This window comes from Rectinema subterraneum, assembly GCA_009768935.1.
GTDB classification, from domain to species: domain Bacteria; phylum Spirochaetota; class Spirochaetia; order Treponematales; family Rectinemataceae; genus Rectinema; species Rectinema subterraneum.
Genome location: WESA01000039.1, coordinates 1 through 25,923 on the forward strand (window position 1 = coordinate 1; position 25,923 = coordinate 25,923).

Sequence of the window (25,923 nt, forward strand, 5' to 3'; positions counted from 1 at the left end):
ACTTGTCTCCTTCTGTCTCATTTTTGCCTGGCCCTCTGCACAGGCTTGACCGAAATACTTCGGGAATTATTATATTCTCCAAAACACGGCTAGGTGCTGAAAAATTCAGCAGCGCAATCCGTCGCCGCGAGGTCCAAAAGCTGTATCTTGCGCTTGTCGAAGGGACAATGGATGGTCCTTTACGCTTGCAGGATACAATAGAGCGGAACAGGAAGGCGCATGTGAGCGTTCTGAATCAAGATGGAAAGGGCGGAAGGCTTGCGGTTATGGATGCTATCCCTCTTTTCGCTCGGGAAAGATATACATTGGTTCTGGTCGATCTGCACACCGGCATCACACATCAAATTCGTGCACAGCTGGCTACTCATGGTTTTCCGCTCGCAGGTGATACGAAATATGGGGGCTCTCCCCTGCCCTTGCAAACCGGCTATTTCCTGCATGCCTATAGCCTTCGAATGGAGCATCCTGTTTTTGAGGATATGCCAAATTCCATCATCGCTCCTTTGCCCGAGCTGTTCGGAAAGACAGTCGCTTCGATTTTTGAATTGGATTATCATGATTTGTATAAAACGATGCAACGACTAACAGAAGACATATAAGAGACTCAAGGAGGAAAGAATGGCCAACTCTACCATTTTCAAGAAACCACCGAATATTACCATCAGGTGGCCGCTCGTGCTGATTGTGCTTATTGCGATTGGCGTCATTATATTTTTATCCACGAGCTTCATCATTGTCGACCAGACAGAAAAAGCTGTTATCACAACTTTCGGCAAATATACAAAAACACTCGGTGCAGGACTCCATTATAAGCTGCCCTTCGGTATCCAGAAGGCATACATGGTGAAGACTCAAGTAATACAGACCGAGACATTCGGTTTTCGCACCATAAAGCCTGGCATTGTGACACAATACTCGGACAAGAAATATCCTGAAGAATCAACAATGCTCACGGGGGACCTCAATATCGTGGATGTTGAATGGATCATCCAGTATCGCATCGCAAACCCTGAGGCCTGGCTCTTCGCTGTTACCGACCGCGAAAAGACAATAAGAGATACGTCCCAGACAGTGCTCAACATGCTGATAGGAGACCGTGCGATTTTGGGGGTCATCGGCCCCGACAGACAGACAATTCAGGATTCGGCTGTTGTGATGATGAACGAATTGTTCACAAAATATGGCTTGGGTATCGTCGTCACCCAGGTTCAGCTGCAGAATATTGTCCCTCCAGAGGGGGTACAAGCTGCATTTGAAGATGTGAACAAGGCAATCCAGGACATGAACCGTTTTATCAACGAAGGGCGGGAAGCCTACAATGCGGAGATTCCAAAAGTTCAGGGACAAGCGGATCAAATTCTTGAAGTAGCGCAAGGATATGCGGCGGAACGTGTCAATGTTGCGAAAGGCGATGTCGCTCGGTTCAATGCGGTCTATGATGAATACCGCAAAGCCCCCGATATCACGAGAAAACGACTCTATTACGAAATGATGGAAGAAATTTTCAAGGATCAGAAAAACATCGACCTAATTGATAAATCGCTGCAAAATATATTGCCTATCAAGAACCTGACCCAGACTACCCAACCGCAGGAGGCAACAAAATGAAGAAAATCCCGATTATTATCGCTATTGTTGCAGTTCTGGCTGTTCTGTTTATCGTGATTTTTGGGCCGCTGTTTGTCCTGAATGAAGGAGAACAGGCTGTCGTCGTCCGTTTCGGCAAGATTGTTGCAGTCCATACTGAGGCAGGCTTGAAATGGCGCAGCCCATTTGTCGATACAGTAATGAAATACCCTAAAAAACTCATGTCATGGGATGGAGAGCCGCAGCGAATTCCTACAAAAGAGAACCAGTTTATTTATGTCGATACCACCGCGCGCTGGAAGATAGTCGATCCAGTCAAATTCTATGAAACAGTCGGTTCGATTGATGTAGCGTATGGAAAGCTCGACGATGTCATCGATTCAGCTGTTCGAACGATTATTTCATCCAATTATCTGCGTGAAGCTGTCCGGAGCAGCGATGAGATCCTCAATGCAACCAAAATTGAAACATTCCAGACAGGCGAAGTCGAAAACAGCAGCACACTTCAGCAGCTCGCCATAACGCCAACCCAATACGAAAAAATCGAAAAAGGGCGGCGACTTCTTGCCGATGAGATGCGGAGGCTCGTTTCGAATATTGTTCCGACTTTTGGCATAGAGGTGGTCGATATTCTTCCCCGCCAGATAAAATATTCCGATGAGCTAACCGAAAGTGTGTACCAGCGGATGATTAAAGAGAGAAATCAGATTGCGCAGGCTTTCCGTGCATTTGGCGAAGGCAAGAAGGCAGAATGGCTTGGCAAGCTGGAAAACGAAAAGCGCTCGCTTCTGTCCTCGGCATACGCCAAGGGCGAAATTATCAAAGGAAAAGCGGATGCAGAGGCTTCGAAGATTTATGCAGATTCATTCAGTAAGGACCCTTCTTTCTTCGAATTCTGGAAGGCGATCGAGTCATACCGCAAGACAATGCCTGCGTTCAGCAAAACGCTGTCAACTGGGATGGACTATTTCAAGTATCTCTATAGCCCTACAGGGAGATAGCAGATAGTCAAATGCCTCTCAGCTCTGCAACAGCATGGTAGGAGCCTTCGCGTTGTTCGAAAGATATGAGTGCATAGGAGCCGTGCGCTGCAGGGCCGGGGTTGATGACAAGCGTTTCGTCTTCCGCCTGGATACTGCGCCCTTCATGGATGTGACCGCAGATCCAGAGAAGTGGTTTATATTCATATAAAAATGAAATGAACGAAGAGCTGCCCACATGGCGCATATGCCGCATATCGGCATAGGTGCCGTTTGGCGGGGTGTGGGTGAGCACTATGAGGGGTTTCGGCCCACCTTCCTTTTGCTCAGCGCTCGGGTTCGAGAAATTGCATTGCAAGAACCCAGCTTGAAGGCTTGAAGCCATTTCCTCGTCTTTGCGCTCGAAAGGCGTCAAGCCGGTGTGGACAAGGCCTCCGCCACAGCCAATCACGTATAGTGGATTGCTGGCGTTCGATGCTATAGCTCGACCCTCCAGGATCTGGGCGCATTTTCCCTCGATGTAGCCGGGATGTCGGGAGAATACATTTCTAGCAGAAACAGTATCGCAATTGCCGGCAACAAAATAAAGATTCGATTGTGGAAAGCGGCGCTCCAATGCTGCAAGGACCTTTTTAGCCTCTTTTTCTCTGCCAAAATTGGTAAGATCGCCAGCTATGAGAATGTATTGTGCATTGGGGTGCTCCTCGAGAATCTTTTCGAGCACTTCGATTTCGCCATGAATATCAGCTATTGCTATCGCGAGCGTGGACATCGATATGCGCCTCCGCATCTATCCAGTTCAAATAATATCTATCATGCTCGCCGCTGTGCAAGGCGCGCAGTTCGGGCTGCAAGCTCCCGGATTGACAGCTTTTCTTTGCCTGCAATGTAGGTTTCGAGGATTCCACCAAGAGGATCTGCCCATTTGCTGGGGACTCCTCGCATGACGCCCAGCACTGTCCCAACAAGGCCTGCATTGCAGTCGACATCCAGCCCTGCATGAGCAAGGATCCTGAATGATTCGGTAAAATCGCCCTGACCGTACCAGAGGGCGACTATCACTGCAGCGATATTGGGATACGCATGGATCCAATTGTACTTCTGAAAGTGGTCATCCAGAACGCGCCAGGCGGCGTCAGCGCTCTTGTGTTCTTTTACGATGCGCAAGCATTTTTCCAGCACGGCAGCATACTCACTTTTAGCTGGTACGAAGCCAGCTGCTTGCTCGACAAGCTCGCGCGGATTATCCATCGCAAAGGCCAGCGAAGTAAGGGCGGCAGCATACATCTCGCCATACACGCCATTCTCCGCGTGCGACACAAGCCCATCGATATGCGCGAGCCTTGCCGCCTCCATGGGCCAAGAAGGCGCGACAAGGCCGCACACCATGCCGCGCATCTGTGCGCCGATCCAGTTTGAATAGGGATTGTGCCAGGAACCAGATTCGGGTGGCAGAATGCCATCGGCCATATTATGCAGCGCAATCCACTCGGCAGACCAGCCAAATGGAATCTGCCTGACCCACTCGAGGCCGATATCACGAGAGCTGAGAGCCCGCCCTCGCTGTTCAAAAACATCGAGGAAAACGAGCTCATAGACAACATCGTCATTCACAGTTTCGGGCTCGGTGACATACGAATCGATGCGTCCATATACTTTTTCAATTTGGTCTGTGTGGTAGCCTTCGATGGCTGTGCCAAACGCGCCCCCTGCAAGCTGGCCTGTCCAGCCTTCGAGAATTTTTTCTTCAATGTCGCGGGGGATAGTGCGCGGTTTATCATCAGCATGCGCAGGCATCGCAGCGCGGACATCATCCCACCGCTCCGGATGACGATATGTCCAGTATGTATGAGCTGGATCGACAGGCGCGGTATGAATGGCATGAAGGAGCCTCGCCGTTAGCACGCGCAAATCAGCGCGCTCTCCTTTTCTGGCAAGCTCTATGCCTTCGGGCAAAAGCTCTTCTGCTGCGGAGACATCATAGCCTTTGTTCCCCATTGCCTGTACCATTTCCACATAGGGAATTTCGGGAGCTCCTGATCCTGGAACCTTCGAGTCCCAGAAAAGCTGGATAAGATCATCGCCTGTAGGAAATATCGTTTCGCTCGTGTACCAGTTGCTTGTATGCACCCTGCGATCGAGCGGGATGGCTGTGAGTCTGAGTGCCCGATCGATCTGCCATGCTTTTTTGCTCATACTCGCTTCCTCTTCTTTTCGCGCCTGCGCTGCGCATAGACATAGAGCGCAAAAAGCGTTGCGATATAAGGAATCATCGCAGTGAATTGCGATGCCACGCCGTAGTTCTGTAAGAAAAGCCCGAGCCCATCGAAAAATCCAAACAAGAGCGAAATTGCCGCAATGCCATAGGGGTGTCCATCGACAAGAATAATCGCAGCAAGCGAAATCCAGCCGCGCCCCGCCGTCATGTTCTCGGCAAAGAGCGTCACATAACCGAGCGACAGAAAAGCCCCACCAAGGCCGCAGAACAGCGCACACAGCAAAAGCGCCTGCATCCGTATCCGGGATGTGCGAACGCCGCTTGAATCGAGCGAGTCGGCATTGTAGCCAGCTGCGCGCAAGCGCAAGCCGAAACGTGTCTTGAATATCAGGTAGTAGCAGAAAACTGTCGCAATCACTGCGATATACACAATAAGATTGCGGCCCGAGAGGACTGGCCCGACAAAGGGTATTTTTTCTATGAATGGAATATGTAGTTGTGGCACAGGGACAATGCTCTTGCTCGTGAACACACCTTTGACCTTGAAAATCTGGCGCAAAAAATAGGTCGTGATACCGAGCGCAAAAAGGTTGAGCGCAATGCCGGTCACGAATTCATCGGTTTCGAGCTTGACCGAAAAAAGAATAAAAATGAGCGCAAGCGTAAGCGAACCAAGAACCCCAAAAGCCAGACCAATAACCCAGGAATGAAAAAAGAATGAGCCAAGAACGGCGAAGAAGGCCGCCATCAGCATCATACCCTCCATGGCGATATTGAAGACTCCCGCGTAGAACGTGAACGTCCCGCCAAGAGCGGCAAGAAGGATAGGGGTAGCTCCGGAGATCATGCCGGTGATAAGGCCGATTAGCACGTTCATGCCGCCCTCTCCTTTGCTTGGCGTCTCGCCGACAGGCGATCGAGCAGCACATTCGTGTATTCGCGTGTGGCGACGATGATCAGCACGAGCACCGCTTGCAGAACTTGGGCAATCTCGCTCGGAACATTCGTGATGAGTTCCATGCCCAGCGCGCCCGTCTGGATCGCTGCAATGAAAACACCATATACAAGAGTACCCACAATGCTATTATTCGCCATGATCGCGATCATGATGCCATCCCAGGCATAATTGGCACCAAGCCCTTTGATGAACCTATGAGGCCCAGCCATGACCACAAGTCCGCCTGCGAGCCCAGCGAGCGCACCAGTCACAAGCATGACGGCCAAAAAGTTGCGATGTATGTCGCAGCCTCCTAAGCGAGCAAAAACCGAATTCTGACCCGTCATGCGCCATTCGTACCCAGCTCTCCACCTATGAAACACAAACCACACAAGCACGACCGCACCCAGCATTACCAATGTCGAGGAGCTCAAGAGACCAAGATCAGGCATCCATCCGCTCTTCGCAATTTGCGGCGTCATCGGCGAAAAAGCCTTGCGATCCATCAATGGAAAGGCAATAACCCACGCAGTGAAGAAGTCGGCGATCATGTTGAGCATGAGCGTGACAATAAACTCGCTCATCTCGAATGCACGGCGAAGAAAGGCAGCAATACTGGACCAAAGGGCTCCGCCAGCAATCGCCAGCAAAAGGAGCAAAGGTATTTCCAGCACAGCGGGCAGCCTGATATACAGCCCTCCCAGCGTTGCTGCAAGCGCACCGAACACAAATTGTCCAGGCTGCCCAAGGTTCACCGGGCCCGACGCAAAAGCCACCGCGGCGGAAAGACCTGTTAGCACAAGCGGGACCGAATTTTTGAGTGTTGTTGTGAATGGCCCGATGCCGCCAAGCGAAAACTGGAAAAGGGCGACATAGGTCGATAGCGGCTTATACCCCTGAGCTAGCATAATAAGGGCTCCGACTGCCAGCGCGACCACGACACCGACCAGCCCACTCCACAATCGCCGCTTCATGCTGATGCTCTTCCTCCCAGCATATATGCTCCGACTTCTTCGATGGTAGTCTTTTCAGTCATAAGATCGGCGACAATGCATCCCCGGTGCATGACAAGAATACGATCTGCTACAAGAAAGAGCTCTTCTAGGTCAGCAGAGATAAGAAGAACTGCTCGATCAGCCTCACGCATAGCAAGGATTTCCCCATGCACATACTCGATGGAACCCACATCGAGGCCGCGCGTAGGCTGATCCATCAGAAAGAATGGCGTTGCTAGAAGAAGCTCGCGAGCCAGAATCACTTTCTGCTGGTTGCCCCCCGAGAGCGAGCGGAAATCGCTTTGCCGCGAAGCCATCTGTACAGAAAACCGCTCCTTGAGCATGTCCACAAAATCCCGGGCTTTGCGATAGTCAAGCACAAGCCCGTGCCACCTGGAAAATCGCTTTTCGAGGCGATGGTGCGTCATAATTGCATTATCGAGGATGGAAGCGCTAAGGCTTGCGCCCATTTTCCCCCTGTCCTGCGGCACAAAAGAAATGAGCTTGCGGCGCTCCAGAATCGACAAAGAAGTAATATCCTTGCCTTTAACAAGAAAAGATCCACGGGTTGGCTGTTCCAATCCCATAATCGAATTGACGAGCTCGAATTGCCCGTTTCCTTCGACCCCCGCGATACCGACAATCTCCCCCGCATGCACCGAAAAACTCACATCATCCAGAAGCTTGAGCCCATCACCCCGCTCCCAGTCCACATGCTGCGCCTCGAACACGAGCTCTCCACGCTGATGCGGCGTGCGCTTGGAAGTGAATATGACCTGCCGCCCGACCATCATCGTGGCCAGCGATTCCTTGTTCGTTTCGGAAGCCTCAACTGTCGCTACTTTGCGGCCCTTTCGCATGATAGTAATCCGGTCGCTCAGTTCGAGCACCTCGTCGAGGCGGTGCGAAATGAAGAGAATGGTGTGACCGCGGTCGCGCAGCCTTTTGAGCTCGGCAAAAAGTTGCGGAATCTCCTGCGGCGTCAGCACGGCAGTAGGTTCATCGAGAATGAGGACCGATACATTGCGAAACAAGAGCTTGAGAATTTCCACTTTCTGCCGCGCCGCAACCGAGATATCGTCCACAATCGCCAAAGGATCAAGATTGAATTGGAATTCCTCGATTTTGCTGCGCACGGCATCGATCGCAGTGCGGCTGTCAATCCTTCCCAATGTGCGGACAGGCTCGGCTCCAAGCACCACATTTTCCCAAACGCTATACTGCGGGATGAGCACAATTTCCTGGTGCACCATCCCGATGCCCATGGCAATTGCATCGCCCGGTTTGCGAAATCGGACATTCACGCCACCAAACTCGATCCGCCCGGAGTCGAACGGCACAAGCCCGTAGAGCAGCTTCATGAGCGTGCTCTTGCCTGCACCGTTCTCCCCGACTATCGAGTGAATCTCTCCCTTGCAAAACGATACCGAGACATCGTCCACCGCAAGCACATTCGGCGGATAGACTTTGACAATGTTGTGCAGTGCGATGAGATCATTCATGCGTCAAGTTTGCGGCTGCTTAGCTTATTGCCACACGTTCTCGCCATTGTAGAGCTTGACGGTGAGTTTGCCATCGATTATCTGCTGGCGCGCCTGCATCACCTTGTCGATGATGCTCTTCGGCAATACCTGCTGTTTGGCGGTAAAGTCCAGATCGACGCCGCCATCGGCCAGGCCGGAATTGATGACCTGTCCAGGCTTGTAGGTACCATCTTTTATTGTCTTGAATACTTTTTCGATAGTAGCGCCCACATTCTTTACCGCACTCGCGACGACATGCCCTGGCTCGAGATCGTTCTGATTCGTATCGACGCCGATTGCATAGAGCCCTCTTTCAGCAGCCGCCTGCAATACTCCAATGCCTGCAGCTGCGGCAACCTGGTAGATGACATCCGCTTTCTGGTCATACAGCTGAAGCGCTGCCTGCTTGCCCTTGGCCGAATCGTCCCATGCTCCACCGAGCGACTTGGTCAGCACTTTCACGCCTGGATCGACAGCGCGCGCGCCATTCTGGAAACCAAACACGAACGCACTCACGATGGGATCGGTATCGCCACCAATGACGCCGATGATCTTGTCTTTGTTGACTCCTTTGAGGGATGTCGTGGTGGTGAGAAGCGCTGCGGTCATACCAGCGAGGTACGAGCTCTGCTCCGCAAGGAAGAAAACCGAAGTGATTGTTTTCTTCGGATTCTCGACGACGGTGTCGATGTTGACGAAAATCTTGTTCGGATACTTGTCAGCAATTGCCTTCAGCTGATCCTCGAATCCATACGAGATGACGAAGATGATGTCGGCATACTGGACCGCAGCATCCAGAGCCGGCTGGAATTTCCCGGCATCGAAATTGCATTCGATTGTCCGCGTTTCGACCTTGTATGTGCGCCCTATGTTTTTGATCCCCGCTTCGCCGGAATCATAGAACGCGTTATCGCCGAGCGCGCCATTTATGAGATATACCACGCGGTTGGTGTTGATTTTCGGTGTCTGGCTATATGCTGTCAGCGCCGCGCCGAGCAAAAACAATGCACCTAGCAACACAACGTATTTTCTGCCTTTCATAGTGAAGCCCCCTTCAGCTTTTCGAGCTTTGATTAGCTCTTATCGACTGATTATAAAAGCTCATTCGCGCGCGGTCAACATAGACCTTCCGATTATGCCGGATGATGAAGCATTGCGAATTGCCCAACCAGGATTGCCCTTCCCGCGAATCTTGCGGTATCCTTTGAGAATAGCGCGCATCTGGCTTGTGTTCTGGAATGCAGAGCCCACCAGCAGCCAATAAGTCTCAAAATGGAGAAATTCAATGCATGAAAAAGAAATACACGAGAAAAACCTTGCAAATTACCGGAACGGCACTCCGCACAATGCTGCCAAAGCTGGCGAAATTGCCCCTGTTGTATTGATGCCAGGAGACCCTCTCCGAGCGAAGCGGATCGCCGAGACTATGCTTTCTGACGTGCATCAATTCAATGCTATCCGGAACATGTTCGGATATACAGGTATGTACCAGGGCAAGCGCATTAGTGTTATGGGCTCAGGCATGGGAGCTCCCTCAATGGGAATCTATTCGTATGAGCTCTATTCCTTTTACGAGGTGCAGGCAATTATCAGAATTGGGACGTGCGGCGGCCTCGCTCCGGATGTAGAAGTTGGCGACCTGGTCATCGCAATGAGTGCTTCAACAGATTCGAATTATGCGCACCAGTACGAACTGAATGGGACCTTCTCGCCTTGCTGTTCGTATGAACTGCTTGAGCCTGCGGTGCAGCTGGCGCGAGCAAGAAATATGCGCTTTCATGTCGGAAATGTTTTTTCTTCGGATGTTTTTTCGCTCTATTCGGCACTGCCCCCAGAGCGGGGCTGGCAGAAATGGGGTCGCATGGGATGCAAGGCAACAGATATGGAATGCTATGCGCTCTATTGCAATGCTGCCTGGACGAACAAACAAGCCCTCACCCTGCTGACATGCTCGGATTCCAATATCACGCATAAAGAAATGACACCGGAAGCGAGGCAGAACTCGCTCGACGCCATGATACAGATTGCCCTTGATATTGCTTGATGTCTTTTCAATTATCCTTGGAAATGACTCTCGCGACGCGCTTTTTGCCAGCTCGGAGCATCATAGCACCATCTTGCAGTGCGGCAATCGTGAAGACTTGTTTTTCGTTCTCTACTTTCTGACCGTTTACCGAAGCCCCACCCTGCTGCACAAGCCTTCTGGCTTCATTTTTCGACGGTACAAGGCCCGCCTCGACAAATAGGTCCAAAACTCCAATTCCTGCTTCGAGGCGCGCTCGCTTGATTGCAATTGTCGGCAGCTGAGCAGCATCTCCATCGCCGCGGAAGGCAGCGCGAGCTGCGGCAAGCGCTTTATCTGCTTCTTCCTTGCCATGGATGAGGGCGGTGACTTCCCAAGCCAGGCGCTCCTTGGCTTGATTCAACTCGGCATCCTTAAGAGAACCAAGCCGCCTGCATTCTTCCGAAGGAAGAAAAGTAAACATAAGAAGGAAGCGTTCTACATCACTGTCGGAGACATCTCTGAAATACTGGAAAAAGTCATAGGGACTCGTCATGTTCGGATCGAGGAAAAGCGCACCTTTCTCGGTTTTGCCCATTTTCTTGCCATCGCTTGTGGTGACAAGAGGAAAGGTAAGACCGTAGCACTCTGCGCCTTCTACCCTTCGTATAAGCTCGATGCCAGCGACAATGTTGCCCCATTGGTCATCGCCGCCAATCTGCAAGCGGCAATTGTGGCGTCGATACAACTGCAAAAAATCGTAACTCTGAAGCAGCTGGTAGTTGAATTCGATGAATGACAGACCAGCTTCCATGCGCTGCTTGTAAGCTTCAAACGAAAGCATGCGATTGACGGAAAAATGGCGCCCGATTTCACGCAAAAACTCTATGTAGTTGAGGTCTGCAAGCCAATCCTTGTTGTTCGCAGTAAACGCATGAACGCCATCAAAGCCTACAAATCTGTCCAGCTGCTTTATAAAGCGCCTGGTATTTTCGTCTATTTCTTCATACGATATGAGTTTACGCATTTCGGTTTTTCCGGAAGGATCGCCGATTCGCGCAGTTCCCCCGCCAAGCAGAGCAATCCCCACGTGCCCAGCATCCCGCAAATGCCGCAAAGCAAAAAACGGCACCATGTGCCCGATGTGCAGTGAAGGCCCCGTCGGATCGACTCCGATATAAAAAGTAACAGGCCCTTCATCCATGAGTCGCGAAAGTCCTTCGAAATCGGTACATTGCTGTACGAATCCGCGTTCCTGCAGCACTTCAAGCGCTCTGTTCATGTATGCTCCTGTTCTTGGGGCGACAGTATAAAGTTATTCTGCTTATTGCTCAAGCCTTTTGGCCCGATACGACATAATGACGCAGATTTAACGCTTTTTCCCGCGGATCAGATGCAGAAATGCATAAAGTATTCAGTATCAATATAGACAACCCATACAATTGTGATAAAATAGAGTAGTCAGCATGCAAATGCGCTTGCTGGCTGCAGTTCCGCCTTAGTCGGAGCCGCAATCTTTTCAAACAGGAGAAAAACATGCCATCGACAGGAAAGCCCCTCACGAAAGTCGAAATTATCAATGCGCTCGCAAAGAAAACCGGGTTCACAAAGAAAGATGTCGGCCTGGTGCTGGATGAGCTCGCAAAGCTCTCCTACAGCGAAGTGAAGAAAAGCAAAAAATTCACGCTGCCTGGCATCGCCATCATGAAGGTTGTCAAAAGAAAAGCAAAAGTCGGACGCAATCCGGCGACTGGCCAGCAGATCACTATTCCTGCTCGCGATGTCATCAAAATCAGTGTCGCCAAACCCTGCAAGGATGCAGTGCTCGGAAAATAAGCATTAGCGCAATAGAGCATTCACTGCAAAAAGGGGCACCAGAAAGGCGCCCCTTTTTCACATGCCGGCTTTTTCTTAAGAAATTCGCTCCGCCCTTTTGTAGCTTTTTATTTTTGCACGAATATATTCGGACAGGTGCGAGCGCGACACTCGTTCCTGCAGCATTGTATCTCTGTCGCGCACAGTTACGGTTCCATCTTCTTTGCTTTGATAATCGATAGTCACACAGAAAGGAGTGCCAATTTCATCCTGGCGGCGGTAGCGCCGTCCGATTGCACCAGCCTGGTCATAGTCTGTGACAAAATCTTCTTTGAGCTCAGCGCGAATGTCCTGCGCCAGTTCCGCAAGGCCATCCTTTTTCATCAGAGGAAGCACTGCGGCAGTAATTGGAGCGATATCCGGATGAAAGTGCAAAACAGTGCGCCAGTCGTCTTCATTTCCTTTATCAGCGACCTTCTGCTCTTCATACGCATCGCAGAGCAGCATGAGAAGCTGGCGAGTGAGCCCTGCGCTGGTTTCTATTATGAAAGGTATATATCGCTCATTGCCATTATCCTGGTCGATGTACTGAAGATCTTTGCCCGAGTACTGCTGGTGCCTGCTCAAATCATAATTGGAGCGATTATGCACACCTTCGAGTTCTTTGAAACCCATAGGGAATTCGAATTCGATATCGTAGGCGTCCTTTGCATAATGCGCGAGCTCATCCGGGCCATGGCGGTGCCAGCGCAATTTGTTCATGTCGATGCCGAGCTTCCGGTAATAGTTCCAGCGCTGGTCGCGCCAATATTCAAACCATTCTTCGTCAGTGCCTGGTTTGACGAAGAACTGCATTTCCATTTGCTCGAATTCGCAGGTTCTGAAAATAAAATTCTTGGTCACAATCTCGTTGCGGAAGGCCTTGCCGATCTGGGCAATGCCGAATGGAATTTTCATGCGGTTCGACTGCTGCACATTCTTGAAATTGACATAGATACCCTGGGCAGTTTCGGGCCTGAGATAGACAAGGCCGGATTCATCCTCGACAGGGCCGAGCGTAGTCTTGAACATGAGGTTGAACTTGCGGGTTTCTGTCAGCTCGCCGCCGCATTCCGGGCATTTTCTGGCTGCAAGGTTTTCAGGAGGAATCTGGTCAGCGCGGAAGCGGGTCTTGCACTTCTTGCAGTCGACAAGTGGATCGGTGAAATTTTCGACATGGCCGGAAGCTTCCCAGACGCGGGGATGCATGAGTATCGCTGCATCGATGCCAACAATATTGTCGTGCAGCTGGGTCATCTCTTTCCACCAGAAACGGGCGATTCGATTTTTGAGCTCGATGCCCTGGGGTCCATAATCCCATGCTCCGGAAAGCCCTCCGTAGATTTCGGAAGATTGAAAGACGAACCCACGCCGTTTTGCGAGGGATACAATTTTATCCATAGTCACTGTGGTATCAGCCATATTTTATTTCTCCTTATCCGTTCGCGAGCAGCTTTTTTTCCAGTTTTGTCCAGCTGTCTTTCAATGTGACAGTCCGGTTGAATACCGCGCGCTCATTTGTGGAATCAGGGTCCTTGCAAAAATACCCCAAACGCTCGAACTGAACGGTCTGGCCAACTGCCAGCTCACGCAGTGCAGGCTCGGCTACCGCCCTCTTTTCGACCGTAAGCGAATGATCTGAAAGATTGTCGATGAAAGTTTTTCCTTCTGATACTTCCATGGGTCGCTCGGCCTCGAAAAGATAATCATAGAGCCGTGCTTCGAAGGGAACCGCATGATCCGCAGAAACCCAATGGATGGTTCCCTTCACCTTTCGATTGTCCGGAGCATCGCCGCCCTTTGTTGCTGGATCGTAGGTGCACCTGATCTCAGTTACTTCGCCTGTGGCAGGATCTTTGTCGAAGCCAGTGCAGGTTATGATGTAGCCATACCGCAAACGGACCTGGTTGCCCGGGTAGAGTCTGTAATATTTGGGCGGCGGATTTTCGCGGAAATCATCCCGCTCAATATAAAGAGTTCCGGAAAAGGGAATTTTGCGCATTCCTGCCTGCGGATTTTCCGGATTATTTACTGCATCGAGCCATTCGACGCGGCCTTGGGGCCAATTTTCTATGACCAGCTTTACGGGATTGAGCACAGCCATATAGCGCTGCGCGCTTGCATTGAGATCTTCGCGGATGCAATGCTCAAGGAGCTGAATGTCGACCATCGAGTCGGTTTTTGCAATTCCAATGCGCCCAAGGAAATCCCGTATACCTGCTGCGCTGTATCCCCTGCGCCTCATGCCTGCAATGGTCGGCATGCGTGGATCATCCCAGCCAGACACCTTTTTCTCTCTCACAAGCTGCAAAAGCCAGCGCTTTGAAAGAACAGTATGAGTAATATTGAGGCGGGCGAATTCGATCTGGCGGCTTGGAAACACCTCGCAATTACTGACAAACCAATCGTAGAGCGGCCTGTGGATTTCGTACTCCAGAGAACACAGCGAATGAGTAATGCCTTCGATGGCGTCAGACAGCGGATGCGCAAAATCATACATCGGATAGATGCACCATGTATTTCCTGTGCGATAGTGCGGCATTCTTCTGATGCGGTACATGACAGGATCGCGCATGAGCAGGTTCGGATGCGCCATATCGATTTTTGCGCGCAATGTTTTGGAGCCGTCGGGGAACTCCCCTGCTCTCATCCGGGCGAAGAGATCCAGATTTTCTTCTATCGAGCGATCGCGCCAGGGGCTGTTCTTCCCTGGAGGGGTATAGGTGATATTGTTCTTGTCGGGCACATTTGTGCCCCGGTATTCCTTTATCTGCTCTTCGTCGAGATCGTCGACATAGGCGAGGCCTTTGCGGATAAGTTTGCAAGCAAGCTCATACAGCGTTTCATAATAATCGCTCGCGAAGAAAAGCCTGTCCTCCCAGTCAAACCCAAGCCACTTTATGTCGCGCTGGATTGCCTCGACATATTCCATGTCTTCTTTTTCGGGGTTGGTGTCATCCATACGCAGGTTGCACTTGCCGCCAAAATCCTGGGCAACGCCAAAATCGACAAAAAGAGCCTTTGCATGACCTATATGCAGCCATCCATTGGGCTCGGGCGGGAAACGAGTGTGAACTTCTTTGAATCGTCCTGTCCGCAGGTCTTCAGCAACCGCTTCGCGAATGAAGTCCATGTATTCTGTTTTTTCATTCACTTCGGGCATCTATTTTTCTCCTTGCTGTGCTTCAGGGGCGCAGTGCATGAAATATGGCCTGCAATAATAGGTTAGGTCAATATCCCCGCAGGTAACGGATTGCTTCATCGATCCTTTCAATGCATTCCTTCAGCCCCAGAATCTTCATCGATTCGAAGAGAGGGGGGCTGACGCGCGTGTAGGTTATAGCAACTCTCAGCGGCATGAGAAGATCTCCGAGCTTGCGACCAATTTCGGCTGCGCGGGAGCGGAATTTTTCTTCTACTGCAGGAATATCATCGAGGCCATACTCGCTCAACAGTTTTTTGCTTTCTTCCAGAAAGCCTGCTGTTTCTTTTGCATCGGCTTTTTTAGGGAGAAATGTTTCAACAGAAGGAAGCTCAAGCCGCTTGTAGAGGTAAGACATGATAACCGGGGCATCACTGAGAAATTTCAATCGCTCTTTGACAAGCGGCATGGCTGCCAGTTCCAAGCGATCCATATCCGGGTCCTGCGCCTTGCGAAGCCCTGCATCGACAAGATAAGGGCGCACCAGCGCAGCAAGATCGCTATCGCTTGTTTGCCGGATATATTGTCCGTTGAACCATTCGAGTTTCTGATAATCGAATACCGCGGGCGACTTGTTCAGACGCTCGATTTTGAAGAGCGAAACGAGTTCATCCAGCGAATAGATATCTCTTCCATCCTCATAAGAGCATCCAAGAAGCGCAATATAATTGATAAGCGCTTGGGGCAAATACCCTGCTTTTCTGAACTCATTGACAGCAGTCGCTCCATGCCGTTTCGAAAGTTTATGTCCGTCCTGCCCAAGTACCATCGGCAGGTGGCATAATTCAGGCATCTCCCAGCCGAAGGCATCGTACATGATTTTATGAAGCGGCGCCGAAGGTATCCATTCCTGGGCTCGCATCACATGCGTAATGCCCATAAGATGGTCGTCGATCACATTCGCCAGGTGGTAGGTGGGAAATCCATCAGACTTGAGAAGCACAGGGTCGGGGCTTATATCTTCATTTTTCCATTCGATCGTGCCGAGAAGGCGATCGTGAAACACCGTTACGCCTTCGAGAGGGATCTTGAGCCGAACGACATAAGGTTTGCCTTCCGCGATATTCCGTTCGAGTTCCTCTTTTGGAAGGTAGCGGCAATGCCGGTCGTAACCGATTTCATCTTTCTTTGCAGCAATCTGCTCTTGCCGAATTTTTTCCAGACGCTCTGAATCGCAGAAACAATAATAGGCTTTGCCCATCCTGACGAGATCTTCCGCATATTTTTTATAGAGATCGAGCCGTTCTGATTGCACATAAGGGCCGACTGGTCCCCCGATATCGGGACCTTCATCCCAATAGAAGCCGAGCCATTTGAACGTATCATAGAGATTCTGAACATATTCTTCCGAATAACGCGTTCGGTCAGTATCTTCAAGACGCAATATAAAGGAACCGCCTTGCGATTTTGCGAACAGATAATTGATAAGCGCTGTTCTTACCCCGCCAATATGCTGATTTCCTGTCGGCGATGGCGCATATCGTACTCGAACAGACATTTTTCCTCCTAAATGCTGCGCATAAGCAGCGCGATTGCCGCATTACTATACAGTTCGAACAGTCCCTTTGCAATAATAGAACGCAAGCTGTCAGCGTATCCTGATGCCGGCCACGAAAAGACTGATTGCCAGGCTTGCTGCTGAAAGAAGAATGTATGCTATGCGAATGAAGAATAGCCCGAACTGAAAATGACTTCTCTTTGCAGCTGAAAATCCCACCATCATGCAAACGTTGAAAAGACCGACGCCGAGCAAAGCAATAGAAAGAATTTCCATCGACAGACGGAAGAACTCCGATCCATCAAGAATTAGAAGGACTATAGCAAGTATCCATACAGCGAATATGAGTATCTCGGCGAATTTCTGTATTTTCGTGAATAAAGATTTTTCTGTCTTGCCGCTTTCGCCTTTCATGATGTCAGTATATCATATGTGCACATGGAATATCTGTTCAATTTCAACAAAATAGCATATCTCAAAGGCAAAAGACCCCAGGGCTGCATATTGTGCCTTATACGGGACGGTTCGCAGGATGTAGAAAATCTGGTTGTGTACCAGACAGAGCGTTTCATGGTTTCTCTCAACCTGTACCCTTACAATCCGGGCCACTTGCTCGTTTTCCCTAAGCGCCACATTGTCGACATTCGCCAATATACCGAGGGAGAAAAAGCAGAACTGGATGCGCTTGTGCCCGCATGCCTCGATGTGCTCGACGCGTTCGGCAATCCTTCGGCCTATAACATCGGCTACAACATGGGCCTTTCAGCAGGGGCAAGCATAGAGCATCTCCACCTGCATATTATCCCGAGATATCCAAGAGAAATTGGCATTGTCGAGCTGATAGGAGGCTCGAGGGTTCTTGTGCAGGATCCGAAGGATACCTATGCCAAGCTTAAAGAACTCTTCAATATCTCAGCTGGCGGAAGAAATTAGTGCCTGAATCCCCAGGGGGAGTATTACAAGAATAGGATTTCTTCCTGACGAAATCGCCGCATTCGGAGCAATTGTCTTGTTGCTGACGCCGAAATTGCCGCAGTCCCATCTCAGCCCATCGAGCGGCCACTTGAGCCCTTCGGATGACATCCCTTCAGCGCCCTTCGAGAGCGGAAAAACTGAAACAACTGTGCCGATAGACGAAGAAAATTTCAGCTTTTCCCCCGCAGGGAGAAGAAATGCGCTCTCCGCGCCAGTATGCCATTCATGAATAGGCTCAGTTCTTTCAAAAAGAGCCCGTACCGCAAGCAGATGATCGAGGCGCCCCGCTCCTCCGCCGGCAAGCACGATCCTGTCCGCTCCCTTTTTTCTGGCTAAATCTATAGCCAGCTCGGTATCTGTATAATCCTTATCTTCAGGATATTGCATGATTCGCTCTTCTGGTATTTTAGCAAGCAAGGCTGTTTCGACACTGTCGAAGTCGCCTATTACATAATCCGGATCAAGATCAGCTGACAGGCAAGGTTGAAGGCCCGAGTCGGCTGCAATCACAAGTCCGGCACCCTGCGACAGACTGCGGATAATCCCGGATGAGGGGCAACCTCCACCAGTTATAATAAGCGCTTTCATCAGCATATCCTCGTAGACACGACAATGACGCTAAGATACACTCCATTGGCAGGCATGAGAATACCCAGAATAGACCCGGAATTGAGAAAAATTGCAGACTCGCTCCTTCGTGCAGGAAAAAAGGCGTATCTTGTCGGCGGCGCAGTCCGCGATACCTTCCTGAATCGACAAGTGACTGATTTCGATATCGCTACCAATGCCACGCCTGAAGAATGCATGCAGATATTCCCACGCGCAATTCCAACCGGTATCCGCCATGGTACCATAACGGTTATCCCCCGCTCGCGCCGATTCAAAGTGGAAATTACCACCTTTCGGACAGAAGGCAGTTACAGCGACGGGCGCAGGCCAGATTCTGTGGCCTTTATTGACGATATTGCAATGGATCTTTCGAGGAGAGATTTTACTATCAATGCAATGGCATTCGACCTCTCGAACAATCATTTCGTCGACCCCTACGGAGGAAGGAAGGACCTTGCGGCAAAAGTGATCCGCGCTGTGGGGAACCCTTCTGAACGCTTCGCTGAAGATGGCCTTCGGACTCTCAGGGCAATACGCTTTGCCGCTCAGCTTGGCTTTGCCATTGAGCCTGCAACCCTCAAAGCGATAGAAGAATGCCACGAAAAGCTGAGCTGCGTCTCCCGGGAGCGAATACGAGACGAATTTTCAAAAATCATATGTGCGCCGAAGCCATCTTGCGGCATCAGACTTCTCGTCGATACCGAGCTTATCCTCGATATTCTGCCTGAGATCCTCTCATGCAAAAGCGTTCCGCAGCCAAAAAACCACCATCACCTTGATGTTTTCGAGCATTTGCTCGCCACCGTAGATGCGGTAAATCCGGACAATCTTTCGGAAGAACGATTGCTGGTGCTCAGGCTTGCAGCTCTATTGCATGATATCGGTAAGCCCTGCACCCTGAACATCAGCGAAGACGACACGATTTCTTTTTATAGGCACGAGATAGAATCTGAAGCAATTGCAAGAAAAACACTGCAGGATCTCAAATATCCGAACGAAATCATCGATCGCGTTTGCCATCTTGTCCGTCACCATATGTTCAATTATGAACCTGGCTGGACGGATGCTGCCGTGCGCCGATTTGTTGCACGAGTCGGGCAACACGCAATTCCCGATCTGTTCGCATTGCGGCTTGCAGATACCATCGCAACAACCGGAGAGCCTGTTTCATGGCCCCTGCTGTCAGAATTTCAGACCAGAATCGACCGAATTCTCGAGGAAAAGCAGGCTATTTCTCTCCGCGATCTGGCTGTAAACGGCGAAGATCTGGCATCGATCGGAATTCCGCGAAACAGGGAAATGGGCGCCCTGCTCTCTGAACTCCTTGAAGCAGTGCTGGAAGATCAAAGTCTGAATACGCGAGCAAAACTTCTTGAAATTGCGAAAGCTAAATACTTCAATGTAGCGAGGTAGATTGCGGCAGGGGAGCTGCTATGACATCGAGCATGCGAGCGAGTTCGCCCCCTCGTGCATGCAGCTTTTCGAAGGTGTATTGCGCAGCGTTCTGTTCAGCCGCCTTTTTTGTAAGCCCTTCGCAAGGGCCGAAGATTTCGCCTGCCAGCGTGCAGGTAACAAAAAAACGACGGGCATGCTCAGGGCCTTCGGTCTTGACAAGCTCGTATTTTGGCAGATTCATTCCCTGCTTCTGAGCATACTCCTGAATAATCGATTTGTAGTCCTTGCCTGAAGTAACAGAGAGTTCCTCGATTTTAGGCGCCATAAGCTGCTGTATAAAGCTCTTTACATTTTCGAAGTCACTGTCGAGATAGTAAGCACCAAGAAGCGCTTCCATTGCGTCCGCAAGGATTGCCTGTTTCTGGCGCCCGCCGCTTATCTCTTCTCCTTTTCCAAGAAGCAAATATTCCGCCAGGCCAAGCGCCTGCGCAATTCCGCCAAGAGATGCCTCAGAAACAAGCACGCTTTTCATGCGAGCAAGATCGCCTTCTTGTCGATTCGGAAAACGTTCGTAAAGAATATGAGCAACACAAAGTCCCAAAACGCTGTCGCCAAGAAATTCAAGGCGCTCGTTATTGGGCTCGTTTATATGAATTTCGTTCGAGAATGAACTATGTGTCAGAGCAATATCGAGGAGCTCTGGGTTCTGGAAAGATATGCCCAGCCTGCGCTGAAAAGAATCAAGAGACAGAAGGCGTGAAGTCGAAGTTGCAGTATGAGTCGAACCGATCGATTTCGACCGTTTCACGCCCCCAGCCACTATTTTACCTGTGTCTTGATAAACTCGTATGCGTCTTTTACGGTTTCGAACTCGTTTGCTTTTTCGTCAGGAATCTGGATGCCCAGTTCCTCTTCGATTCCGTATACAAGCTCATAGGTGTCAAGAGAATCAGCACCAAGATCCTGGCGGAAACTTGCATCCATGGTTATCTTGCTCTCGTCTACTTCGAGCTTCTCGGCAATAATTTTCTTGATCTTCTCAAAAAGTTCGTCCATTCATAGACTCCTTATTTAGATTCAGGGGTGATTACCTGACGACCCCTGTAAAAACCGCATTTCGGGCAAACCCTGTGCAGCATGACCGGATTGCCGCAATTGCTGCAATGCACGATTGTAGGGGTGGTGAGCTTCATGTTGATGGAGCGGCGCCTTCTTGTCCTTGCTTTGGACGTTCTGAATTTAGGTACAGCCATGGTAGAACCTCGTCATTCTTTCGGTATCGGCACGACAATCGCATGCCTAAATTATACAAAAATCGAAAATTTGTCAAGACAAATTTCCCGGCAGCTGATAACCATATATCATTCTTGCAATTTATGAAAGGGGTTGTCCTCGAGCGTGCAAGATATCCTTGAGAACAGCTGCTACCCCATCCGGTACAATGCCGTCAGGCAATCGGCCATGAGAAACCAGATCGCGCACCAGACTGGAGCTTATATCGACATGTTTCGCGTCGTACAGGAAAAATACGGTTTTAATGGACGGATCGAGTCTTCGGTTCATGTACGCCATGGTCGATTCATAAGGAAGCTCTGCAGCGTTTCGTATGCCTCTTACCAGGACCGAACAATTGTGCTCTCTTGCAAAATCGGTGACAAGTCCCTTCCAGGTAACTATTTTCATGCGATCACCGTATGTATTCACCGCTTTGAGCATTGCAACGCGCTCCTCTACAGTGAACATGCCATCTTTTTCGGGATTCATCGCAACAACAACATAGAGCGTATCGAAAATTCCCAAAGCACCTTCAATGACATCCAGATGACCAGCAGTGGGCGGATCGAAGCTCCCTGCGAACACAGCAGTCGACATATGGCATACTTTACTGTACGCGAATGCGATGGTCAACAACAGCATACCCAATCGTTATGCAAATAACGAGTGATATGCATTTTTGTATCTGGAGTGCGGCTTGCCTTTATCGTATACTCAAACTACATGCGTGAACAAATGAATACCTCTAACACATATCTTTCAGAAATAGAAAGAGGGCCATCAGCGGGATTTTCGCAGCGCATCCTCTGGGTAGCTGCAGCAGCGGTTCTTTCAGCGCTTTCCCAGCCCAATGAGCTGTTCCTGTATGGAAATTGGCTTGCGGGGCTTGTTTGCCTCGTTCCTCTCTATTTTGCCCTGACAAATACGAAAAAATCAGGGGAAGCTAGCGTGCTTGGTGCAGTTTTCGGGGCCTTGCACCATGCGCTGACAAGCTACTGGCTGTTTTTTTACAAGGATTTTGCATTCTGGACATTGGGGACGACAACTATTGCCTATGCCGTAGTGTATGGGGCTGCAATCATGTATGGCTGGTTTATGCTGCAGCATTCAGGAAGCATGAAGCCAATTGTGTTCGCTCTCGCTTGGGCTGCATTTGAATATGCAAAATCGACGGGGTTCCTGGGATATCCATGGGGCCTTCTGCCTTATTCTTTCACTGCGGTTCCCATCATGCTGCAAACTGCCGACATATGGGGCGTGTACGGAATTTCGGCTTTTCTGGCCCTCTCTTCTGCAGCATGCGCGGAAATGATCTCGTCCTTGCAAGTCAGACAGCGGAGCCGCGGCAATTACAGATGGGTGGCGGTTGCAGTTGGCTACGGGCTTGTCTTGCTCGCGTACGGCGCATGGGCAGTTGCGCATCCATGGCCTGTGCGCAGTACTGTACGATTATTGCTTGCCCAGCAAAACACTGATCCCTGGATTTCAGGAGAAAATGCAGCCCTGGAATCGAACATCGAACTAGCCCGGAAAGCGCTCGATTTGAACAGGCAATCTGGAGGCCGGAAACCGGACTTGATGGTTTTCAGTGAAACAAGTCTGAGACGGCCCTTTACAGAGTTTCGATCATGGTTTGAAAAAAATCCGCCTACATCGCCACTTATACCTTTTCTGCAGCAGGAAGACATACCGCTTTTGACAGGTTTGCCAGTAGTTAAAGACTGGAATACCTACGAGGCCTCGAATTCAGTTGGCCTTATTTCGCCAAATGGCGTCTTGCTCGAGACATATGCAAAAATGCATCCAGTTCCTTTTGCCGAAGCGATACCATTCTGGGAATTCAAGTGGTTCCGCTCGTTCGTGCAGAACGTCATCGGCCTGGAAAGCGGCTGGGTCATGGGCGACAAGCCTGTGCTGTTCAAATTGACGCTTCAGAACAGAGGTTCTGTCTGCACCGATATCCATGTGCTCCCCTCCGTCCAGTTCGCCTCACCAATATGCTTTGAAGACGCATTTGCTGGCTTGAGCAGAGATGTTATTATTCGCGGGGCCGATCTGCTTATCAATCTCACGAATGATTCCTGGTCCCGCACAAAGAGTGCCCAGATCCAGCACTACGCAGTCGCGCGTTTTCGTGCCATCGAGAGCCGCAAGACGCTCGTGAGGTCGACAAACTCTGGCGTAACCTGCGTGGTTGGCGCTGACGGCAAGAATATTGCAGAGCTCGAGCAGTTCAAGGCAGATTCGATTATCGTCGATGTGCCCATCTATGCGGTTCCGATGACTTTCTACATTCGTTTCGGCGATTGGTTTGCGCTTTTGAGCGCGAGCTTTTCAGCTCTTGTGTTTATATGGGGAATTCGGACTGAAAAGCTGAAAAAAAGGATTTTGTAATGCAATCATCTGTCTAATATTTTATATTTAGAATATCGCGTTCGAAGAGGAGGTAACTTTGAGCATATCGAACTATGTTTCTGCGGATTTTTTCGAAACACTCGAAGAAGCCGGAAATATTGTAAAATATCGAGAACATCCGGCCTTCGACGCCGTTCCATTCCTTGGATCCATCAAGAAACATCCGTACGACCAGGAAAAATGCCTGGTACTCCTGCTTCAACCGCAAAAGCGAATGCCATGGTTCAAGGGAGGAGAAATTATCGAGCTGAAGACGCGCGATGTGCAGGCGCTCGATGAGCTGCCTTCGGCAATTGACCTGACAGGGACAGCAATAAGTGTTTTCCGGATATGGGTTAAGCGTGGAGCAATTGCTGTGCGCTTTGAGCCATTTGAAGTGACAGATGAAGAATATCGGCCATTTGATACCGACAGCATAAGCAGACTGCTCGCCCAAAGAGATTGAGCAGAAGAAGCAGAAACGATGAGCGCAAGCGAAATCGCGCGATATTGGCGCAAAATGCCTCAGAAGAAAATTCAATGCTTTTTGTGCTCGCATGCATGTATCATTGAGGATGGCGCAAGCGGCCATTGCAGCGCACGTCTCAATAGAGATGGCGAAATGTCGCTTCCCTTTTATGGATGGATTTCGTCGCTCGCGATTGATCCTGTCGAAAAAAAGCCGCTCAGGCGATTCATGCCAGGCACCTGGACATATTCTGTCGGCTTCTGGCACTGCACAATGAACTGCCCTTTCTGCCAGAATTGGGAAATAGCCCACCCTTTGCGAATCGTCCAGGAAATCATCAGTCCTGAAAAACTTATCGAGTTGGCTGTTGAATCGGGCTGCCCTTCCATAAGTTTCACCTATTCCGAGCCTACTCTTCACATTGAATACGTTATTGAAGCGATGCAGCGTGCGCATGCCCGCGGTCTCAAGACTATTCTCGTCACAAATGGCAATGTGCTCGACCAGCCAGCACACGAGATTCTTGCGCACACTGACGCGACAAATGTCGATTTCAAAACTGCTGATGCAGGGATTTATAAAAATATACTGGGCGGCGACATTAAGGTTGTGCAAAATTTTATACATGTGGCCTATGAGCTCTGTCATGTTGAAGTGACATCGCTCGCAGTTCCGGGTATCCTCGATTCAGCTTCGCAAATTCATTCAATCGCCCAGACTCTTGCTGCTATTTCAGATGAAATTCCTCTTCATATCACCCATTATCGCCCAGCATGGAAGTATCATAAGCCGCCATTGCCCTCTGAGATGATCCAGTCAATGGCAGAAGCAGCCAGGAAGCACCTCAAGCACGTGTATGCGTATATATAAAAGAGCAAAGCCTGGTATTTTTGCGCCAATTTTTCCGCATTTTCCCTCTTGACAGATTTTGCAGATTTCGGCATTGTTAGCATCGCCGATTGCACGGTGGGTGTAGCTCAGGTGGTAGAGTGCCAGACTGTGGATCTGGTTGTCGTGGGTTCGATCCCCATCACCCACCCGAGCCCGTCACCGCTTTCCGGTCTCGGGACTGAGCCTGAACGCGTTCGTAGCTCAGCTGGATAGAGCGACGGACTTCGAATCCGTAGGCCGCAGGTTCGAGTCCTGCCGGACGCATGGGAAATTTTAGTAATGGGCCGCTAGCTCAGCTGGCAGAGCAGCAGACTCTTAATCTGCGGGTCGAAGGTTCGAACCCTTCGCGGCTCATATCCGTCAAAGCCTTGAAAATGCTTCAGGCCTTGACGAAAAGGCGCTGTTCCGCTACCATGCGCCACGCATAAAAGATGCGAGAGTGGTGGAACGGCAGACACGCCAGACTTAGGATCTGGTGCCTTTCGGCGTAAGGGTTCAAGTCCCTTCTCTCGCAGGTTTCCTTCATATTTGAAGGATCTGCCAGTCCGGAAGGAACAGCAGCCGCATGCGACGCGGCGATGATGAATGCGGGAATAGCTCAGTGGTAGAGCGCGACCTTGCCAAGGTCGATGTCGCGGGTCCGACTCCCGTTTCCCGCTTTAACAACAGGCGATTCGGATGCTGGCCGAATCGCCTGTTTTTATTTGCAGTGCAGTCTGCGGTATTGCAGACTTTCATCTCGAAATACTTGTAGGAATTTCAGAGGATCCCATGGAAATTACAGAAAAGAAAATCGAAGATCTCGAGCAGTCGAGAGTGCGTATGACGCTCACCATCCCTTCGCGCGATGTGAGAGCGGAATATGATGCAATGATGAATGAATATGCCAAAAATGCGCGTATCGATGGTTTCAGGAAAGGCCATGTGCCGGTTTTCGTTCTTGAACGAAAATTCGGTGATTCTCTCAAGACCGAAGCGATGGGCCGCGTTATCGAAAAAGCGGTTGAAGAAGGGCTGAAGGATGCAACGCGCCAGCCGCTTACCTATGAGCCGCCTGCTGTCGAAGGAGAACCACAATTCAACCTTGATTCGGACTTTACTTTCAGCGTGACATATGAC

General features: G+C 50.3%; 27 protein-coding genes and 5 tRNA genes. 16 read left to right on the plus strand and 16 right to left on the minus strand.

From position 1 onward, the window contains the following. The 3 genes from GAP13_RS09650 to hflC form a co-directional block, all read left to right on the plus strand. The coding region (locus GAP13_RS09650; RefSeq protein ID WP_186338842.1) for an RluA family pseudouridine synthase at nt 1–599 on the plus strand (599 nt) is incomplete at its 5' end. A gap of 19 nt (nt 600–618) precedes the next feature. Next, nucleotides 619–1,608: an FtsH protease activity modulator HflK gene (gene hflK / locus GAP13_RS09655; protein WP_158908122.1), complete on the plus strand. Its 990-nt coding sequence runs from the start codon at nt 619–621 to the stop codon at nt 1,606–1,608. Further along, nucleotides 1,605–2,588 (plus strand): protease modulator HflC, encoded by a 984-nt coding sequence (gene hflC / locus GAP13_RS09660; protein WP_158908123.1) that lies wholly within the window; start codon nt 1,605–1,607, stop codon nt 2,586–2,588. Before hflK ends, hflC begins: the two co-directional genes overlap by 4 nt. A 7-nt stretch (nt 2,589–2,595) precedes the next feature. Here the strand turns inward: hflC and GAP13_RS09665 are convergent, their stop codons facing one another. From GAP13_RS09665 to GAP13_RS09690, 6 genes are read right to left on the minus strand one after another with little or no spacing between them, the layout of a single operon-like run. Further along, nucleotides 2,596–3,339, minus strand: a complete 744-nt coding sequence (locus GAP13_RS09665) for a metallophosphoesterase family protein (RefSeq protein WP_158908124.1) — start codon at nt 3,337–3,339, stop codon at nt 2,596–2,598. A 41-nt stretch (nt 3,340–3,380) separates the two neighbouring features. Continuing rightward, nucleotides 3,381–4,763, minus strand: coding sequence for an ADP-ribosylglycohydrolase family protein (locus GAP13_RS09670; RefSeq protein ID WP_158908125.1), 1,383 nt, complete (start codon nt 4,761–4,763; stop codon nt 3,381–3,383). Continuing rightward, a complete protein-coding gene (locus GAP13_RS09675; RefSeq protein ID WP_158908126.1) occupies nt 4,760–5,662 on the minus strand; it encodes an ABC transporter permease in 903 nt (300 codons plus the stop codon). Before GAP13_RS09675 ends, GAP13_RS09670 begins: the two co-directional genes overlap by 4 nt. Continuing rightward, a complete protein-coding gene (locus GAP13_RS09680; protein WP_158908127.1) occupies nt 5,659–6,696 on the minus strand; it encodes an ABC transporter permease in 1,038 nt (345 codons plus the stop codon). The genes GAP13_RS09675 and GAP13_RS09680 overlap by 4 nt, the downstream gene beginning before the upstream one ends. Then, nucleotides 6,693–8,219, minus strand: a complete 1,527-nt coding sequence (locus GAP13_RS09685; protein WP_158908128.1) for an ABC transporter ATP-binding protein — start codon at nt 8,217–8,219, stop codon at nt 6,693–6,695. The genes GAP13_RS09680 and GAP13_RS09685 overlap by 4 nt, the downstream gene beginning before the upstream one ends. Nucleotides 8,220–8,243: 24 nt before the next feature. Next, complete coding sequence (locus GAP13_RS09690; protein WP_158908129.1) at nt 8,244–9,281, minus strand: BMP family ABC transporter substrate-binding protein; 1,038 nt, start codon at nt 9,279–9,281, stop codon at nt 8,244–8,246. A gap of 244 nt (nt 9,282–9,525) precedes the next feature. Here GAP13_RS09690 and deoD point away from each other — a divergent pair, with 244 nt between their 5' ends. Further along, the gene (gene deoD, locus GAP13_RS09695; protein WP_158908130.1) at nt 9,526–10,284 is read left to right on the plus strand and encodes a purine-nucleoside phosphorylase; all 759 of its coding nucleotides are present in this window, start codon (nt 9,526–9,528) and stop codon (nt 10,282–10,284) included. A gap of 7 nt (nt 10,285–10,291) precedes the next feature. Here deoD and tyrS read toward each other — a convergent pair whose 3' ends face one another. Beyond that, nucleotides 10,292–11,524, minus strand: a complete 1,233-nt coding sequence (gene tyrS / locus GAP13_RS09700) for a tyrosine--tRNA ligase (RefSeq protein ID WP_158908131.1) — start codon at nt 11,522–11,524, stop codon at nt 10,292–10,294. Nucleotides 11,525–11,778: 254 nt separating this feature from the next. Here tyrS and GAP13_RS09705 point away from each other — a divergent pair, with 254 nt between their 5' ends. Then, complete coding sequence (locus tag GAP13_RS09705; RefSeq protein WP_158908132.1) at nt 11,779–12,078, plus strand: HU family DNA-binding protein; 300 nt, start codon at nt 11,779–11,781, stop codon at nt 12,076–12,078. Nucleotides 12,079–12,153: 75 nt separating this feature from the next. Here the strand turns inward: GAP13_RS09705 and GAP13_RS09710 are convergent, their stop codons facing one another. From GAP13_RS09710 to GAP13_RS09725, 4 genes are all read right to left on the minus strand, one after another. Next, complete coding sequence (locus GAP13_RS09710; protein WP_158908133.1) at nt 12,154–13,518, minus strand: glycine--tRNA ligase; 1,365 nt, start codon at nt 13,516–13,518, stop codon at nt 12,154–12,156. 13 nt (nt 13,519–13,531) lie between these two features. Next, a complete protein-coding gene (locus tag GAP13_RS09715) occupies nt 13,532–15,259 on the minus strand; it encodes a glutamine--tRNA ligase/YqeY domain fusion protein (RefSeq protein WP_158908134.1) in 1,728 nt (575 codons plus the stop codon). Nucleotides 15,260–15,326: 67 nt separating this feature from the next. After that, nucleotides 15,327–16,796 carry a glutamate--tRNA ligase gene (gene gltX, locus GAP13_RS09720; RefSeq protein ID WP_158908135.1) on the minus strand — a complete coding sequence of 490 codons (1,470 nt, stop codon included), beginning with the start codon at nt 16,794–16,796 and terminating at the stop codon, nt 15,327–15,329. A 90-nt stretch (nt 16,797–16,886) separates the two neighbouring features. After that, nucleotides 16,887–17,210 (minus strand): hypothetical protein, encoded by a 324-nt coding sequence (locus tag GAP13_RS09725; protein ID WP_158908136.1) that lies wholly within the window; start codon nt 17,208–17,210, stop codon nt 16,887–16,889. Between the two features lie 24 nt (nt 17,211–17,234). Between GAP13_RS09725 and GAP13_RS09730 the strand changes: the two genes are divergently transcribed. Continuing rightward, nucleotides 17,235–17,729 carry an HIT family protein gene (locus GAP13_RS09730; protein ID WP_158908137.1) on the plus strand — a complete coding sequence of 165 codons (495 nt, stop codon included), beginning with the start codon at nt 17,235–17,237 and terminating at the stop codon, nt 17,727–17,729. Here the strand turns inward: GAP13_RS09730 and GAP13_RS09735 are convergent. After that, on the minus strand, nt 17,709–18,359 hold the full coding sequence (locus GAP13_RS09735) for a thiamine diphosphokinase (protein ID WP_158908138.1): 651 nt from the start codon (nt 18,357–18,359) through the stop codon (nt 17,709–17,711). The two genes, GAP13_RS09730 and GAP13_RS09735, sit on opposite strands and share 21 nt — an antisense overlap. Nucleotides 18,360–18,413: 54 nt before the next feature. Here GAP13_RS09735 and GAP13_RS09740 point away from each other — a divergent pair, with 54 nt between their 5' ends. Then, nucleotides 18,414–19,793: a CCA tRNA nucleotidyltransferase gene (locus GAP13_RS09740; RefSeq protein ID WP_158908139.1), complete on the plus strand. Its 1,380-nt coding sequence runs from the start codon at nt 18,414–18,416 to the stop codon at nt 19,791–19,793. On the opposite strand, the gene rnc is transcribed toward GAP13_RS09740, so the two are convergent. The 4 genes from rnc to coaD all read right to left on the minus strand — a co-directional run bounded on the left by rnc (nt 19,777) and on the right by coaD (nt 21,647). Next, a complete protein-coding gene (gene rnc / locus GAP13_RS09745; protein WP_241864333.1) occupies nt 19,777–20,583 on the minus strand; it encodes a ribonuclease III in 807 nt (268 codons plus the stop codon). The genes GAP13_RS09740 and rnc overlap by 17 nt on opposite strands. 11 nt (nt 20,584–20,594) lie before the next feature. Beyond that, nucleotides 20,595–20,831 carry an acyl carrier protein gene (gene acpP / locus GAP13_RS09750; protein ID WP_158908140.1) on the minus strand — a complete coding sequence of 79 codons (237 nt, stop codon included), beginning with the start codon at nt 20,829–20,831 and terminating at the stop codon, nt 20,595–20,597. An 11-nt stretch (nt 20,832–20,842) separates the two neighbouring features. Continuing rightward, nucleotides 20,843–21,028 carry a 50S ribosomal protein L32 gene (rpmF, locus tag GAP13_RS09755; protein WP_158908141.1) on the minus strand — a complete coding sequence of 62 codons (186 nt, stop codon included), beginning with the start codon at nt 21,026–21,028 and terminating at the stop codon, nt 20,843–20,845. Between the two features lie 121 nt (nt 21,029–21,149). Continuing rightward, complete coding sequence (coaD, locus tag GAP13_RS09760) at nt 21,150–21,647, minus strand: pantetheine-phosphate adenylyltransferase (protein WP_158908142.1); 498 nt, start codon at nt 21,645–21,647, stop codon at nt 21,150–21,152. 126 nt (nt 21,648–21,773) lie between these two features. Here coaD and lnt point away from each other — a divergent pair, with 126 nt between their 5' ends. The 9 genes from lnt to GAP13_RS09805 form a co-directional block, all read left to right on the plus strand. After that, nucleotides 21,774–23,444 carry an apolipoprotein N-acyltransferase gene (lnt, locus tag GAP13_RS09765; protein WP_158908143.1) on the plus strand — a complete coding sequence of 557 codons (1,671 nt, stop codon included), beginning with the start codon at nt 21,774–21,776 and terminating at the stop codon, nt 23,442–23,444. 58 nt (nt 23,445–23,502) lie between these two features. Continuing rightward, on the plus strand, nt 23,503–23,910 hold the full coding sequence (locus GAP13_RS09770) for a hypothetical protein (RefSeq protein WP_158908144.1): 408 nt from the start codon (nt 23,503–23,505) through the stop codon (nt 23,908–23,910). Between the two features lie 156 nt (nt 23,911–24,066). Beyond that, the gene (locus GAP13_RS09775) at nt 24,067–24,783 is read left to right on the plus strand and encodes a radical SAM protein (RefSeq protein WP_158908145.1); all 717 of its coding nucleotides are present in this window, start codon (nt 24,067–24,069) and stop codon (nt 24,781–24,783) included. A 96-nt stretch (nt 24,784–24,879) separates the two neighbouring features. Beyond that, nucleotides 24,880–24,952: transfer RNA gene (locus GAP13_RS09780), tRNA-His, on the plus strand. A gap of 42 nt (nt 24,953–24,994) precedes the next feature. Next, a tRNA-Arg gene (locus GAP13_RS09785) sits at nt 24,995–25,068 on the plus strand. Between the two features lie 17 nt (nt 25,069–25,085). Beyond that, nucleotides 25,086–25,158: transfer RNA gene (locus GAP13_RS09790), tRNA-Lys, on the plus strand. A gap of 79 nt (nt 25,159–25,237) precedes the next feature. Then, a tRNA-Leu gene (locus GAP13_RS09795) sits at nt 25,238–25,318 on the plus strand. 73 nt (nt 25,319–25,391) lie between these two features. Next, nucleotides 25,392–25,463, plus strand: a tRNA-Gly gene (locus GAP13_RS09800). A 112-nt stretch (nt 25,464–25,575) separates the two neighbouring features. After that, nucleotides 25,576–25,923, plus strand: a 348-nt coding sequence (locus tag GAP13_RS09805; protein WP_222126194.1) for a trigger factor family protein, incomplete at its 3' end; no start/stop codon positions are given.

Excerpts from the sequence above, each read along its gene's own strand:
- hflK (WP_158908122.1), top strand. The coding sequence starts at position 619 with ATGGCCAACTCTACCATTTTCAAGAAACCACCGAATATTACCATCAGG.
- acpP (WP_158908140.1), bottom strand. The coding sequence starts at position 20,831 with ATGGACGAACTTTTTGAGAAGATCAAGAAAATTATTGCCGAGAAGCTC.
- GAP13_RS09730 (WP_158908137.1), top strand. The coding sequence starts at position 17,235 with ATGGAATATCTGTTCAATTTCAACAAAATAGCATATCTCAAAGGCAAA.
- GAP13_RS09680 (WP_158908127.1), bottom strand. The coding sequence starts at position 6,696 with ATGAAGCGGCGATTGTGGAGTGGGCTGGTCGGTGTCGTGGTCGCGCTG.
- GAP13_RS09740 (WP_158908139.1), top strand. The coding sequence starts at position 18,414 with ATGAGAATACCCAGAATAGACCCGGAATTGAGAAAAATTGCAGACTCG.
- coaD (WP_158908142.1), bottom strand. The coding sequence starts at position 21,647 with ATGTCGACTGCTGTGTTCGCAGGGAGCTTCGATCCGCCCACTGCTGGT.
- tyrS (WP_158908131.1), bottom strand. The coding sequence starts at position 11,524 with ATGAACAGAGCGCTTGAAGTGCTGCAGGAACGCGGATTCGTACAGCAA.
- GAP13_RS09705 (WP_158908132.1), top strand. The coding sequence starts at position 11,779 with ATGCCATCGACAGGAAAGCCCCTCACGAAAGTCGAAATTATCAATGCG.
- GAP13_RS09675 (WP_158908126.1), bottom strand. The coding sequence starts at position 5,662 with ATGAACGTGCTAATCGGCCTTATCACCGGCATGATCTCCGGAGCTACC.
- rpmF (WP_158908141.1), bottom strand. The coding sequence starts at position 21,028 with ATGGCTGTACCTAAATTCAGAACGTCCAAAGCAAGGACAAGAAGGCGC.
- GAP13_RS09690 (WP_158908129.1), bottom strand. The coding sequence starts at position 9,281 with ATGAAAGGCAGAAAATACGTTGTGTTGCTAGGTGCATTGTTTTTGCTC.
- GAP13_RS09685 (WP_158908128.1), bottom strand. The coding sequence starts at position 8,219 with ATGAATGATCTCATCGCACTGCACAACATTGTCAAAGTCTATCCGCCG.
- deoD (WP_158908130.1), top strand. The coding sequence starts at position 9,526 with ATGCATGAAAAAGAAATACACGAGAAAAACCTTGCAAATTACCGGAAC.
- lnt (WP_158908143.1), top strand. The coding sequence starts at position 21,774 with ATGCGTGAACAAATGAATACCTCTAACACATATCTTTCAGAAATAGAA.
- GAP13_RS09670 (WP_158908125.1), bottom strand. The coding sequence starts at position 4,763 with ATGAGCAAAAAAGCATGGCAGATCGATCGGGCACTCAGACTCACAGCC.
- GAP13_RS09775 (WP_158908145.1), top strand. The coding sequence starts at position 24,067 with ATGTCGCTTCCCTTTTATGGATGGATTTCGTCGCTCGCGATTGATCCT.
- GAP13_RS09735 (WP_158908138.1), bottom strand. The coding sequence starts at position 18,359 with ATGAAAGCGCTTATTATAACTGGTGGAGGTTGCCCCTCATCCGGGATT.
- GAP13_RS09725 (WP_158908136.1), bottom strand. The coding sequence starts at position 17,210 with ATGAAAGGCGAAAGCGGCAAGACAGAAAAATCTTTATTCACGAAAATA.
- gltX (WP_158908135.1), bottom strand. The coding sequence starts at position 16,796 with ATGTCTGTTCGAGTACGATATGCGCCATCGCCGACAGGAAATCAGCAT.
- GAP13_RS09665 (WP_158908124.1), bottom strand. The coding sequence starts at position 3,339 with ATGTCCACGCTCGCGATAGCAATAGCTGATATTCATGGCGAAATCGAA.
- GAP13_RS09715 (WP_158908134.1), bottom strand. The coding sequence starts at position 15,259 with ATGCCCGAAGTGAATGAAAAAACAGAATACATGGACTTCATTCGCGAA.
- hflC (WP_158908123.1), top strand. The coding sequence starts at position 1,605 with ATGAAGAAAATCCCGATTATTATCGCTATTGTTGCAGTTCTGGCTGTT.
- GAP13_RS09710 (WP_158908133.1), bottom strand. The coding sequence starts at position 13,518 with ATGGCTGATACCACAGTGACTATGGATAAAATTGTATCCCTCGCAAAA.